This is a genomic window from Micromonospora sp. NPDC047707, assembly GCF_040704235.1.
Taxonomy (GTDB): Bacteria; Actinomycetota; Actinomycetes; order Mycobacteriales; family Micromonosporaceae; genus Micromonospora.
In genome coordinates, this window is the sequence record NZ_JBEYSU010000011.1 from 106,950 (window position 1) to 119,319 (window position 12,370).

The window sequence follows — 12,370 nt, forward strand, 5'->3', positions numbered from 1 at the left end:
GTCAGCCTCGCACGCCGACGGGTTCGGGCCGCGACGCGCCCGTGCCGGTCGCCGCCGCGGCGGCGTCGGCGGCCCGGTCCGGGACCGTGCCGGTGACCTCGTCGACGGTACGGACGGCGGCGAAGCGGCCGGCGAGGGCGTACTCGGTACGCACGGTGATCTCCTCGACCGACAGGGTGCGCGGGTCGGCGAGGATCTCGGCGAGGGTGGCGGTCGCCGGCAGGTCCCGGTGCGGCGTCGGGAAGGTGACGGTCGCGTCGGTCACGAACGTCATCTCGTACCCGAGGTCGCAGCCGACCCGGGCGGTGGTCTCCACGCACTGCTCGGTGCGGATGCCGCAGACGGTGATCTCGCGGGCGCCGGCGAGGGTCAGCAGTTGCTGGAGGTTGGTCGTGGTGAACGCGTTGTGCGACGTCTTGACCAGCGTGGGCTCCCCGGGGACGGGAGTGAGACCGTCGATCAGCCGCACGTGGCCGTTGGCCGGGTCGAAGACGCCGCCGCTGCCGGGCTCGGCGTGCAGGACCCAGACCACCAGGTCGCCGCGGCGCCGGGCGGCGGTGACCAGCCGGTCGACCTGGCCGACGATGTCCGGCTGCGAGGCGTACGCCCAGATGTCGCGCTGCCGGAAGGACTCCTGGACGTCGATGACGACGAGTGCTGCTCTGTTCATGACCTGACTCTGCCGTCCGGCAGCCCACCGGCACGAGACACCATCCCGCCCGACACCGGACCGATCCGGCCACGAGCGCCACCACCCCGTGCCGCGTGTCCCCAGCCGCCCCCCGGGTCGCGGGGAGGGTCAGGCGCGGTCGAGAGCGGCGGCTTCCGCCGGGGTCGGGGCGGTGCCGCCGAGGTGGGCGGGGAGCCACCAGGTGTCGTCCGGGCCCGACGGGCGGTCCGGGTACTCGCGCTGCACCCGGTCGACCAGGGCGGCCAGCCGGGTCCTGAGGTCGTCGGCCATCGTGGTGGCGTCCGGGTAGCCGGCCGGGTCCATCGGCTCCCCCACCAGGATGGTGATCGGCGTGTGCCGCCTGGTCAGCGTGCGCGGGCGGCCCTTCGTCCAGAGTCGCTGGGTGCCCCACAGCGCCACCGGCAGCACCGGCACGCCGGCGTCGCGGGCCATCCGGGTGGCCCCGCTCTTGAGGTCCTTGACCGTGAACGAGCGGCTGATCGTGGCCTCCGGGAAGACGCCGACCACCTCACCGCGCTTCAGCGCGCCGACCGCCTCGGCGAACGAGCCGGCGCCGGCCCGCCGGTCCACCGGGATGTGCCGCATGCCACGCATCAGCGGGCCGGAGACCTTGTGCGTGAAGACGGACTTCTTCGCCATGAACCGGACCAGGCGCTTCGACTGGCGCGCGCCCAGCCCGCAGAAGATGAAGTCCAGGTAACTGACGTGGTTGCTGGCCAGCACCGCCCCGCCGGTACGCGGGACGTGGTGGGCGCCCTCCACCGTGATCTTCAGGTCGAGGACCCGGAACATCGTCTTGGCGGCGGCGATCACGGGCGGGTACACGAGCTCCGGCATCCGGCGACTTTACCCCGAGTAAATTACGCCACCGTAGGGCGGAGCGCCGGGGAGTCCCGGCTGCGGGGAGGGCCCCGTCCCGAGGGTCGACGTCGGGGAAGGAGCCCTCCCGCACCGCTCAGTCCGAGAGCTGGTGCAGGTCGAGGCGACCGCGGGCGAACGCGTCCACCCGGCCCCACCGGCCCGGGATGTCCAGCACCTCGATCCGGCCCATGCCGACCGGCAGGCGCGGCTCGACGGCGAGGTGGCCCTCGTGCGGCTCCAGGCCGAGCATCGTCCGCAGGAGCAGCAGCGGCGCCCCGGTGGACCAGGCCTGCGGGCTGCACGCCGTGGGGTACTCGACCGGGAACTTCGTGAGCTCCCGCGGGTAGCCGCCGAAGGCCTCCGGCAGCCGGCCGTCGAAGTACCGGGCCGCGTCGAGGATGCCGTTGGCGATGGTCGCCGCCTCGTCGGCGAAGCCGTAGTTACGCAGGCCCCACGCGATGAAGGAGTTCTCGAACGGCCAGATCGTGCCGTTGTGGTAGCCGATCGGGTTGTAGCGGACCTCACCCTCGGCGAGTGTCCGCACGCCCCAGCCGGAGAAGAGCCGCGGCCCGACCAGGTGCTGGGCGATCTTCCCGGCGCGGTCGGCGTCGACGATGCCGCTCCACAGCAGGTGGCCGACATTGGAGCTGAGCACGTCGCACTGCCGGCCGTCCGGGTCCAGGGCGAGCGCGTAGTACTCGCCGTCCTCCACCCACCATTCCCGGTTGAACCGCTCCTTCAGCGCGGCCGCCTCCCGCTCCAGCCGGTCGGCGAACTCCGGGTCGCCCCAGAACTCGCGCGCCAGCCGGGCGGCCCGCACCTTCGCGTCGTACGCGTACCCCTGCACCTCGCAGGTCGCTCGCGGGAACGGGGGCAGCTTGCCGTCACGGTAGGAGATGGAGTCCCAGGAGTCCTTCCAGCACTGGTTCTCCAGGCCCGTGTCGGTGTTGCGCCGCTCGTACCAGATGTAGCCGTTGCCGACCAGGTCGGCGTAGTTGTCGATCCACTTCAGCGCCGCCCGGCACTCGGCCTGCAGTTCCACGACCAGCGCGGCGTCGCCGCTCCACTTCTCGTACTCGTCGAGCAGCACGATGAACAGCGGCGTCGCGTCCACCGAGCCGTAGTACGGCGAGTGCGGCTGTTCCTCGAAGGCCGCGGTCTCGCCGTACCGCATCTCGTGCAGGATCCGGCCCGGGTCCTCGTCCCGGAAGTCGTCGAACCGGGTGCCCTGGAGGGCGGCGAGGATGCGGAGCGTCGTCTTGGACAGCTCCGGCGTGAACGGCAGCACCTGGAGGCAGGTCAGGATGCTGTCCCGCCCGAACATCGTCATGAACCACGGCAGACCGGCCGCCGGCAGCGTCGCCCCGCCCAGCGACAGCGGTGAGAAGCGCAGCGCCGCCAGGTCCACGAGACAGCGCCGGTACGTCGCGGCCAGGTCCTCGTGCTCGGTGTTGACCTTCGGCGCGTTCGCGATCCACTCCTCCAGATCCTGCTGGAGGGCGAGCCGCTCCGTGCCGTGGGCGCGCACACCCATCCGCAGGTCCCGGCCCCCCGGGCCGACCGCGTGCGTCTGCACGTCGACCTGGGCCGTCCACTGCTCGTTGGGTTCGAGATGGACGGTGTACCCGAAGCCGCCCTTGTCGTACCGGGCCGGCAACGACGACGAGATCACCGTCTCCCGTTTGAAGCTGCCGCGCCGGTAGCCCAGCCGCAGCCGGTCCGGCTCGACCTCGGTGTAGATCTCGCCCTTCTTGTTGAGGATCTCGTCCTTGACCTGGAACAGGTCGGCGAAGTCGGACGCCGCGTCCATCCGGATCTCCAGGTCGACCGGCTTCTCGTCGTGGTTGAGGATGGTGACCGTCTCCCGGAAGCTGCCGCCCACCGCCCGTTCCCGGACGATCGACAGCTTGGCGTCGATGTAGTGCGTCGCCAACCCCGGCACCAGGAAGAACCGCGCCTCGTAGTACTGCAGGTCGTCGTACGAGAGCGGGTTGAGCCGCTCCCCGTTGACGGTCAGCACCCAGGTCGACAGGAACCGGGTGTCCAGGGAGAAGAGTCCCGTCGGCTCGGTCGGCGTGGCCTCGATGTCACCGGTGTCCTCGGAGACGACGAAGGTGTTTCCGTCCAGGATCCGGACGTGGTTGCTCTTCGACATCAGACCACCTCCCGGTGGAAGGCCCGGCGGGGGCCTCGGGAGTCGGGATCACCGGGGAAGAGGCGCTCGACCTGAACGATCAGCCGCGGGTCGCCGGCGACCGTCACGTCCCCGCGCAGGATCGCCGCGATCCCGTGCTCGCGCCCCGAGGCGAGGTCCTCGAACAGCGCCGGACTCGTCCCCACCACCGTGTCCGCGTCCCGGTCCTCCTGGGTCACCCGCAGGTTTCCCCGGTCGATCCTGACCATCCAGTGGTGCGTGTGCGCTCCCTCGTGCAGATCGAAACGCAGGGTCCCCGAGGTCTTCGCCAGCAGGGGTTCGTACCCCCTCCGGTCGAGATCCTCGAAGAACCGCGTGGTCGCGTCCGCCATCGGGTCCTCTCCTCCCCGTCGGTCGTGTCCCTCACCGACCGGCGCGACGGCTCCCGCCCGGTCGGTGACTCGACGTCCGGACACGGGTCCCCGTCCGCGGCCCGGTCAACCTCGCCCGGATCGGGTGAGCCGGCGGGCGGAACCGCCCGACGGCGGCGGTAACCTGCCGACGACGGAGGGGATGCGATGACCGAGGTCGACCGCCGGCGGGTCCTGGGCTACCGGGCTGCCGCCCAGGAGCTGCACCGGCCGGGCGGCCGGGCGGCCGACCTGGCGGTGGCGGGGCTGGGCGTGCAGGACACGCCGTACGGGTCGGCGCGGCTCGCGCTCGCCGCCCGTGGAGTGCCACCGGAGGACGACCGGCTGGAGCTGGTCTGGTCGATGCGTGGCGCGCCGCACCTGCACCGCCGCCCGGATCTGCCCGCGCTCGCCACCGCCCTCTGGCCGCTGTCCGTCAGTGACCGGGTGCCGCCCGAGCTGACGTACGACTGCGGGCCGTGCGCCGCGCGGCACATCTCCGGGTCGCTCTTCCAGCAGGCGGGCCCCTTCCTCGCGGCCCGCGACCGCGGGGTGCTCGTGCCGGAGAAGGCCCACCAGGCGCAGGTGTGGCGGATCATCGGCAACCCGGGTGCGGTGCTGGTGGACGGTGACGTGGCCGGGACGTGGCGGGCCAGGCAGGCGGGCCGGAAGACGCTGGAGATCACGGTGACCCCGTTCGCCGGCCGGCTGTCCGCCCGGGTGCGGGGTCAGCTCGACGCCGAGGCCGCCCTCGTCGCCGGGGCACGCGGCGCCGCCGAGGCCCGCGTCGCGGTGGCAGCGACGTGACGCCCGGGCCCCCGGAGCGGCGGCACGAGCCGACCGGCCGGGCCGCGGGATGCCCGGACCCACCCTGACCGGCGGCACGGCGGCTCCCGGACGGAGTGTCGCCGGCCCCCGCGGTACGGGAGCCGGCGCGTCCGCGGCGGACGTCAGTTGTTGGGGTCGTCGGCGCTGATGTCGGCGAGCACGGACTGCGGTTCGCGCTCCACCGCCAGGTCGCCCATCGACACCAGGCCGACCAGCCGCCCGTCGTCGACCACCGGCAGGCGGCGCACGGCGTACGTCCGCATCAGGTCCGCGGCGGCCACGGCGTCGTCGTACTGGCTGACCGTGATGACGTCCTTGGTGGTGATCTGGTTCAGCTTCGTCGAGGCAGGGCTCATGTTCTCCGCCACGGCCCGGACGGTGATGTCGCGGTCCGTCACGATGCCGACCACGTTGTCGCCGTCGGTCACCACGACGTCCCCGATCGCGCTGTCCCGCATCTCCTGGGCCGCCGCGACCAGCGTGTCGTTGCCGTCCATGGTCACCAACCGGGTCGTCATGAACTCTCCGACCGTTGTCATGGTGCTCCCCTCTCGGTGTCGGCACCGCGGTCTACCCGCGCCCGGACGGCAGGTAACGCGGCGCGGAAGGGGCGGTCAGCCGCGCGGAGGCACGCCGTAGACGCGTTCGACGTGCAGGCGCAGCACCAGCCGCCGCTCCGCCACCATCGCCCGGCGGTAGTCGTCCCAGTCGGGGTGTTCGCCGCCGATCGCCCGGTAGAGCGCGACCAGTTCCCCGACCGTCGGGTCGTCCGGGCGCTCCGCCACCGGGGTCAGCTCGGCGCGCGCCTCGACCACCGCGTACGCCCAGCCGTCCTCGCTGCTGACGTGGAAGCTGGCGCGGGGGTCCCGGCGCAGGTTGGCCGTCTTGGCCCGGCCGTCGGTGACCGACACCCGGACGACGCCGGCCGCGCGGTCGTACGCGTAGACCACGTTGGACAGCTGAGGCCGCCCGTCCCGCTTGAGTGTCGCCAGCACGCCCAGCCGGCCGGCGGCGACGAGATCGGTCAGTGCCGCCTGGCTCCGGTCGTCGGACACGGCACCCTCCCTCGTCGAGTCACCACCCATCCAAGCACGCCGAGCGGATCGCCGGCGTCCTCCGGCGGTGGGAGGATGCGGTGGTGCCGCGGGAACTGGTGCCGCCCGGCGGGGCGCTCGCCCCGTACCTCGCCGGGCTCGGCTGGTGGGCGACCGACCTGCCGGCGGGTCGGGAGCGGCGGCTGCCCACCGGCGGGATGCAACTGGTGGTCAACCTCGCCGCCGACGAGGTCCGCTGGTACGACGCCGACGGCCGGGAACACCGGCGCGGCGGCGCTGTCGTCTGCGCGGCCACTCCCGGTCCGGTCACCATCGACACCGCCGACCAACGGATGGTGATCTGCGTGCCGTTCCGGGCCGGCGGCGCGTACCCGTGCTCGGCGTGCCCGCGACGGCGCTCGACGAACCGGTCGTGGAGCTGGCGGCGCTCTGGGGCCGCACGGCCGTGACCCTGCGCGAACGGCTGCTGCGGCACCTGCCGGACGCACCGGTGGACTGGTCCGCGGTGGCCGCCGGGGGCGGGTGGTACGACCAGGCGCACCTGATCCACGACTTCCGCGAGTTCACCGGTGGCACCCCGGGCGCCTACCAGCCCCGGTCAGCGACGGAACCGAACCATCTCCCGGTGGTGGGGTGACGATTCTTCCAATCCGGGTGCGGACCGCGCGGTGAGGATGGGCGGCATGACCACGTTCCGAGGCGTCTCGCCGTACCTCTACTACACCGATGCCGCCGCCGCGCTCGACTGGCTGGCGCGGGTCTTCGGCTTTGTCGAGCAGGTCCGTCACCTCGACCCGGACGGTGTCGTCCGTGAGGCGGAGATGACCGTCGGCGACGTGCCGATCCACCTCTGCGGGCTCGACCCCGACCACTGGCAGCGGCAGGGTCTGCCGGGCCCCACCGGCCAGCTGACGATCGTGTACGTCGACGACGTCGACGCCCACCACACCCACGCCGTCGCCGCCGGGGCCGTCGCCGACCCACCCGAGACGAAGGACTACTCCGCGCGGACCTACCTGGTCCGCGACCCGGGCGGCAACAGTTGGTGCTTCTGGCAGCCGCTCGACCGCCCGGTACGGCTACGCGACGGCTGGAGCGAGATGCGCCCCGAGCCCGTCCCCTAGCGCCGCTCGGCGGCGACCAGTTCGGCGAGCTGCACCGCGTTGAGCGCCGCTCCCTTGCGCAGGTTGTCGTTGGAGCAGAACAGGGCGAGCCCGTGTTCCACGGTCTCGTCGGCCCGGATCCGCCCCACGTACGTCGGGTCCTGGCCGGCGGCCTGGAGCGGCGTGGGCACGTCGGAGAGTGCCACGCCGGGCGCGCCGTCGAGCAGGTCGCGGGCGCGCTGCGCAGTGATCGGGCGGGCGAACCGGGCGTTGATCTGGAGCGAGTGACCGGTGAAGACGGGCACCCGGACGCAGGTGCCGGAGACCTTCAGCCCGGGAATCTCGAGGATCTTGCGGCTTTCGTTGCGCAGCTTCTGCTCCTCGTCGGTCTCGTCGGAGCCGTCGTCGACGATCGAGCCGGCGAGCGGGAGCACGTTGAACGCGATGGGCCGGGCGAACGAGCGCGGCGCCGGGAACTCCACGGCGGCACCGTCGAAGGCGAGGCCGCTGGCCTGCTCGGCGACCTTGCGGACCTGCTCGTCCAGCTCGGCGACACCGGACAGGCCGGCGCCGGAGACGGCCTGGTACGTCGACACGACGAGCCCGACGAGCTCCGCCTCGGCGTGCAGCGGACGCAGCACCGGCATGGCCGCCATCGTGGTGCAGTTCGGGTTGGCGATGATGCCCTTGGGGCGGGCCGCCGCGGCGTGCGGGTTGACCTCGGCGACGACCAGCGGCACCTCCGGGTCCATCCGGAACGCGGACGAGTTGTCGATGACGACCGCGCCGGTCGCGGCGACCCGGGGGGCGAGTTCCCTGGCGGTGCCCTTGCCGGCCGAGAAGAGGACGATGTCCAGCCCGGAGTAGTCGGCGGTGGCCGCGTCCTCCACGGTCACCTCTTCGCCCCGCCAGGGCAGGGTGCGCCCCGCCGACCGCACCGAGGCGAACAGCCGCACCTGCTCCGCCGGGAACTTCCGCTCCGCCAGCACCTGCCGCATCACGCCACCGACCTGGCCGGTGGCCCCCACAATGCCGATCCTCATGACCGCGAGGCTACCCAGCGGGACGAGCCGACCGGGAACGCTTTCCCACCGCCCGGGCCACCGTCACACCGCCCGCCAGGGGCCCGGGCCTGGTCAGGGCGGCGCCGCCGACCCGCAACCCCACCGCCGATCGGCCGTTCCGACCGGAAGATCCCGGGCACCGGGCCCACCTGACCGCAGCATCGCCGACCGGCCCCGGGGCCCACGCCACCCCACCAGAACCGCTCCCGTTCCCGGGGACGCGACCGACATCACACCGGCCGCCGCTGGAGCGACCGCCACCCACCGCCGGGGGCGACCGCCACCCGCCGCGCCGCCGGAGTGGCCGCACTTTCACGGAGAGAGTGGCCTCGGGGCGCGGAATGAGCACTCTTTCCGGGAAAGTGCGCGGATCTTGGGGGCGCGTGCGCAGCCGCGGCGTGGCGCTGCGTCCCCTCACGGGGTCGTGGTGACGATCTCCCCCAGGTCGGTCGCCAGTAGGTCGTCGCGGATGAGGGCCGCGTCGCCCTCGATCACCAGCGTCAGCGACCCGGGGTGAAGGTGGGTGGCGGCGGCGGCCGAGACCCGGTCGACGTCGGCGGCCAGCAGCTCCTCGCGCAGGCGGGCGTGGTAGTCGTCGGGCAGGTCGTGGACGACCAGGGTGGCCAGCGCCCCGGCGATCGCGCGCGGGGTCTGCAACTCGACCGAGAGCTGCCCGGCCCGCCAGGAGCGCGCGACCGCGAGCTCCTCCTCGGTCACCCCGGTCTCCTGGGTCCGGGTGATCTCGCCGACCGCCTCGACCAGGGCGGGTGCGGTCACCGCCGTCTGCACCCCGGAGGCGACCGCGAACCGCCCGAACCGGCGGGACGCGGCGAAGTCCCCCCGGATGCCGTACGTGTAGCCGCGCACCTCGCGGATCAGGTGGTTCAGCCGGGAGGTGAACGCGCCGCCGAGCACGGTGCCGGCGAGGGTCGTCGGCACGTGGTCGGGGTGGGCGCGGTGCGGTGACGGGTGGCCGAGCCGCAGCGTCGACTGCACCGAGCCCGGCCGGTCGACGAGGACGATCCGGCGCCCGTCGCGCGGGGTCACCGGGATCGGTCCGCCCCGGTCCACCAACCCGCCGCCGGTGCCGGCGAAGGCGGCCGCTCCGAGGACGTCCAGGTCGAGCCGGTCCAGGTCGCCGGCGACGACCAGGGTGCCCGGCCGGATGAACCACTCGGAGTGGAAGACCCGTACGTCCTCGACGTCCAGCGCCGCGACCGAGTCCGGGTCACCGTAGAGGGGGCGACCCCAGCGGTTCCCGGCACCGAACAGGTCGGCCCGCAGCGCCGCGTCCGCCCGCGGGCCCGGGTTCGCCCAGTCCATGCGCAGCGCGGTGGCCTCGTCGTCGCGGACCCGCCGGACGTCGTCCGGGTCCAGCCGTGGGGTCCGCACCGCCTCGGCGAACAGCTCCACCGCGGCGGGCAGCCGGTCCACCGGCACCTGCACGCTCACCTGGAACGAGTCCCAGTCCAGCCCGGTCACCAGCTCGGTGCCGAGCGCCTCGATGGCCAGGGCGTACGCGGTCGCGTCGCGCTGGGCCGTCCCCTCCTCCAGGGCCTTGGCGAGCACCCCGCCGAGCCCCTCCTTGCCGCCCGGTTCGCGCCCGGCGCCGGCGTCGAGCAGCAGCAGCGCGACGGCGAGGGTCTGCCCCGGCAGGTGCGCGGCGACCACCTGCCCACCGGCCACGGTGCGCCGGACCACCTGCGGGAACCGGTACGGGCGGGCGGCTCCCGCGCCGGGACGGGTGGTGATCAGCGTCATGAGGTCTCCTCGGACACGTAGGTCAGGGTCACCCGGTCGGGACCGGCGAGCACGTCGGCGGCGACCTCCGCGATCTGCTCGCCGGTCACCGCCAGCCAGGCAGGCAGCCGCTCCGCGGCCTTCCTCGGGTCGCCGAACTGGGTGGCGTACCGACCGAGCACGTCCGCCCGGCCCTCCACGCTGGACATCTGCCGCCACCAGGCCGTGCTGAGCAGCGCCTTGGCGCGGTCCAGCTCGGCGGCGGTGACCGGCACGGAGGCCAGCTCGTCGACCACCTCGGCGAGCCCGGCGGTCAACCGCTCGGCGGTCACGCCGGGCCGGGCGGTGGCGGTGGCGATCAGCGGAGCCGGGGCGTGGGCCAGGTCCACCCCGTACGCCCCGACCAGGTCCGGCTGCGCGATCCGCTCACCCTCGGCGAGCCGCTGGTAGAGGCGGCTGCCCCGGCCGCTGCCGAGGACGGTGGCGAGCACGGTCACGACGTCGTACCCGGGGCTGCCGAAGGGGTGGGTGCGGTGCGCGACGTACACGCGGGGCGCGGGCACGTCGGTGACGACGCTCTCCACCGCCGGCACGCCGGTGGCCGGGACGTGCCGGCCGTCCGGCGCGGACGGGATCTCCGGCCGGGGCGGGATCGCGCCGAAGTACTTCTCGGCGAGGGCGTACACCTCGGCGGCGGAGGCGTCGCCGACCACGGTGAGCACCGCGTTGTTCGGGGCGTAGTAGGTCGCGTGGAACGCCTGGAACGTGGCGAGGTCGGCGGCGTTCAGGTCGGCCATCGAGCCGATCGTCGCGTGGTGGTACGGGTGCCCGGGCGGGTACAGCAGCGGCAGGAGTCGCAGCCACGCGTCGCCGTACGGGACGTTCTCGTAGCGCTGCCGCCGCTCGTTCTTCACCACGTCCCGCTGGTTGTCCAGCGTCTCCTGGGTGAGCGCCGGGATCAGCCCGCCCATCCGGTCGGCCTCCAGCCAGAGCGCCAGTTCCAGGTGCTCGGCGGGGACGGTCTCGAAGTAGTTGGTGCGGTCCGGGTTGGTGGTGGCGTTGAGCGACCCGCCGCAGCCCTGCACCAGCTTCATGTGCTCGGTCTTGGCGACGTTGACCGAGCCCTCGAACATCAGGTGCTCGAAGAGGTGGGCGAAGCCGGTCTGCCCCTCCGGCTCGTGGCGGGAGCCGACGTCGTACCAGAGGTTCACGGCCACGGCGGGGGCGGTGCGGTCCTCGCTCACCACCACGCGGAGGCCGTTGTCCAGTCGCGTCGTCTCGATGGGCCAGGGGTAACCGCTGTCGGGCATGGCACGACGCTATCCGATCTCGCGGGCGGAAACGCGACACGCCGGTGCGGGGGGCTCGGCCCGGTGTCGCCGGATCGGCCGTCTCGCCGGGGACGGCGGGCGGCGCGGTGGGCGGCGCGGTGGGCGGCAGGTATCGACGGCCGGCCGTCGGGTACCGGAGGGGCATGTCGCCTGCCGCCGCCCTGGACCGGGCCGCCCTCGTCGTGGACGGGCTCACCACCGCCCTGACCCGGCTGCGCCGGGCGCGGTTGCTGCATCCGCGGGGCCGCTCGTTCACCGGCGAGGTGACGGTCTGGGGGTTGCCGGGGCCGCCGACCGGGGTGCCGCTGTTCGACCGGCCCGGTCGGTACCCGGCGGTGGTGCGGCTCTCCAAGGGGGTGCCGACCCCGGACGGCTGGCCGGACGTGCTGGGGCTGGCGGTCCGCGTGCGGCACGGCGCCGACCGACCCTTCGACCTGCTGGTCAGCTCGGCCGGGGCGGCGCCGGTGCTGCGTCACGTCCCACTGCCCCGACGCCGGGTCGCCGGGACCTACACGACGGTCATGCCCTACCGGGCGGGTCGGCGGCGGCTGTTCCTGGCGGCGCTGGCCGATCCGGAGTCGGTGGACCTCGGTCGTGACCTGGCCGAGGTGACCGCCGCGGCCCGCTCGGACGCGCCCCGCCTGGTGCTCGCGGTGGCGTCCGCGGTCGGGCCGTGGCGGCCGTTCGGCCAGGTGAGCATCGGCACCCAGCTCGGTGCCCGGGAGGACGCCGCCCTCGCGTTCGATCCGATCGGGAACCTGCCGCCCGGGCTCCGGGCGGTCGGGCCGCTCGCCTGGCTGCGCCAGGTCACCTACCGCGCGTCCCGGCGGACGCGGGGGGCGGCGCCGACATCGGGGCGGGTCAGTCCGGGGGCTCGCTCGGGGTGACCGTCTGGTCGGAGGTGCGCTGCTCCAGCACGGTGTCGGGGGCGGCGTTCCGGTCGGCCTCGCGGATGTCCGACTCGGCGAGGATGGCGTCCGCCTGCGCCTCCGGGTTGTCGCTGCCGACGCTCGCCTCCTCCGGCAGCAGGTGCGCGCGGGACTCGATCCGCTCCTGGTCGCTTCGCTCGTCACTCATGCCGGCCCTCATACCCCCCGCCCACCCCCTGCACGCGTGAAAGGAAGGGCCCCTTGTTAACGCCTGGCGCAGCAAA

General features: G+C 73.7%; 15 protein-coding genes. 5 read left to right on the forward strand and 10 right to left on the reverse strand.

Features of this window, described 5'->3' with window-relative positions; genetic code table 11:
- Nucleotide 1: 1 nt before the first annotated feature.
- From AB0873_RS15195 to AB0873_RS15210, 4 genes are all read right to left on the reverse strand, one after another.
- Nucleotides 2-670 carry an isochorismatase family protein gene (locus AB0873_RS15195; RefSeq protein WP_366600316.1) on the reverse strand — a complete coding sequence of 223 codons (669 nt, stop codon included), beginning with the start codon at nt 668-670 and terminating at the stop codon, nt 2-4.
- A 129-nt stretch (nt 671-799) separates the two neighbouring features.
- The gene (locus tag AB0873_RS15200; protein ID WP_155330611.1) at nt 800-1,528 is read right to left on the reverse strand and encodes a 1-acyl-sn-glycerol-3-phosphate acyltransferase; all 729 of its coding nucleotides are present in this window, start codon (nt 1,526-1,528) and stop codon (nt 800-802) included.
- Nucleotides 1,529-1,646: 118 nt separating this feature from the next.
- On the reverse strand, nt 1,647-3,707 hold the full coding sequence (locus AB0873_RS15205) for a glycogen debranching N-terminal domain-containing protein (RefSeq protein WP_366600318.1): 2,061 nt from the start codon (nt 3,705-3,707) through the stop codon (nt 1,647-1,649).
- A complete protein-coding gene (locus AB0873_RS15210; RefSeq protein ID WP_155330609.1) occupies nt 3,707-4,078 on the reverse strand; it encodes an SCP2 sterol-binding domain-containing protein in 372 nt (123 codons plus the stop codon). Before AB0873_RS15210 ends, AB0873_RS15205 begins: the two co-directional genes overlap by 1 nt.
- Before the next feature lie 186 nt (nt 4,079-4,264).
- Between AB0873_RS15210 and AB0873_RS15215 the strand changes: the two genes are divergently transcribed.
- A complete protein-coding gene (locus AB0873_RS15215; protein WP_366600320.1) occupies nt 4,265-4,903 on the forward strand; it encodes a crosslink repair DNA glycosylase YcaQ family protein in 639 nt (212 codons plus the stop codon).
- A gap of 143 nt (nt 4,904-5,046) precedes the next feature.
- Here AB0873_RS15215 and AB0873_RS15220 read toward each other — a convergent pair whose 3' ends face one another.
- Together AB0873_RS15220 and AB0873_RS15225 are read right to left on the reverse strand one after the other, a co-directional pair.
- Nucleotides 5,047-5,463 (reverse strand): CBS domain-containing protein, encoded by a 417-nt coding sequence (locus tag AB0873_RS15220; protein WP_155330607.1) that lies wholly within the window; start codon nt 5,461-5,463, stop codon nt 5,047-5,049.
- Between the two features lie 75 nt (nt 5,464-5,538).
- A complete protein-coding gene (locus tag AB0873_RS15225) occupies nt 5,539-6,009 on the reverse strand; it encodes a PPOX class F420-dependent oxidoreductase (RefSeq protein WP_155330606.1) in 471 nt (156 codons plus the stop codon).
- Nucleotides 6,010-6,062: 53 nt separating this feature from the next.
- On the opposite strand from AB0873_RS15225, the gene AB0873_RS15230 reads away from it, so the two are divergent.
- The 3 genes from AB0873_RS15230 to AB0873_RS15240 are packed head-to-tail and all read left to right on the forward strand — an operon-like array spanning nt 6,063 to nt 7,103.
- Entirely contained in the window at nt 6,063-6,428 is a 366-nt protein-coding gene (locus AB0873_RS15230; protein ID WP_366600322.1) for a DUF6597 domain-containing transcriptional factor, read from the forward strand.
- The gene (locus tag AB0873_RS15235; RefSeq protein ID WP_366600324.1) at nt 6,392-6,616 is read left to right on the forward strand and encodes a hypothetical protein; all 225 of its coding nucleotides are present in this window, start codon (nt 6,392-6,394) and stop codon (nt 6,614-6,616) included. Before AB0873_RS15230 ends, AB0873_RS15235 begins: the two co-directional genes overlap by 37 nt.
- 46 nt (nt 6,617-6,662) lie before the next feature.
- Nucleotides 6,663-7,103 (forward strand): VOC family protein, encoded by a 441-nt coding sequence (locus AB0873_RS15240; protein WP_366600326.1) that lies wholly within the window; start codon nt 6,663-6,665, stop codon nt 7,101-7,103.
- Here the strand turns inward: AB0873_RS15240 and AB0873_RS15245 are convergent.
- The 3 genes from AB0873_RS15245 to AB0873_RS15255 form a co-directional block, all read right to left on the reverse strand.
- Nucleotides 7,100-8,125, reverse strand: a complete 1,026-nt coding sequence (locus AB0873_RS15245; RefSeq protein WP_366600328.1) for an aspartate-semialdehyde dehydrogenase — start codon at nt 8,123-8,125, stop codon at nt 7,100-7,102. The genes AB0873_RS15240 and AB0873_RS15245 overlap by 4 nt on opposite strands.
- Before the next feature lie 435 nt (nt 8,126-8,560).
- The gene (locus AB0873_RS15250) at nt 8,561-9,907 is read right to left on the reverse strand and encodes a pitrilysin family protein (RefSeq protein WP_366600330.1); all 1,347 of its coding nucleotides are present in this window, start codon (nt 9,905-9,907) and stop codon (nt 8,561-8,563) included.
- On the reverse strand, nt 9,904-11,196 hold the full coding sequence (locus AB0873_RS15255) for a pitrilysin family protein (protein ID WP_366600332.1): 1,293 nt from the start codon (nt 11,194-11,196) through the stop codon (nt 9,904-9,906). Before AB0873_RS15255 ends, AB0873_RS15250 begins: the two co-directional genes overlap by 4 nt.
- Before the next feature lie 164 nt (nt 11,197-11,360).
- Between AB0873_RS15255 and AB0873_RS15260 the strand changes: the two genes are divergently transcribed.
- Nucleotides 11,361-12,104, forward strand: a complete 744-nt coding sequence (locus AB0873_RS15260) for a phosphodiesterase (protein ID WP_366600334.1) — start codon at nt 11,361-11,363, stop codon at nt 12,102-12,104.
- Here the strand turns inward: AB0873_RS15260 and AB0873_RS15265 are convergent.
- Nucleotides 12,079-12,294: a hypothetical protein gene (locus AB0873_RS15265; RefSeq protein ID WP_366600336.1), complete on the reverse strand. Its 216-nt coding sequence runs from the start codon at nt 12,292-12,294 to the stop codon at nt 12,079-12,081. The two genes, AB0873_RS15260 and AB0873_RS15265, sit on opposite strands and share 26 nt — an antisense overlap.
- Nucleotides 12,295-12,370 lie beyond the last annotated feature (76 nt).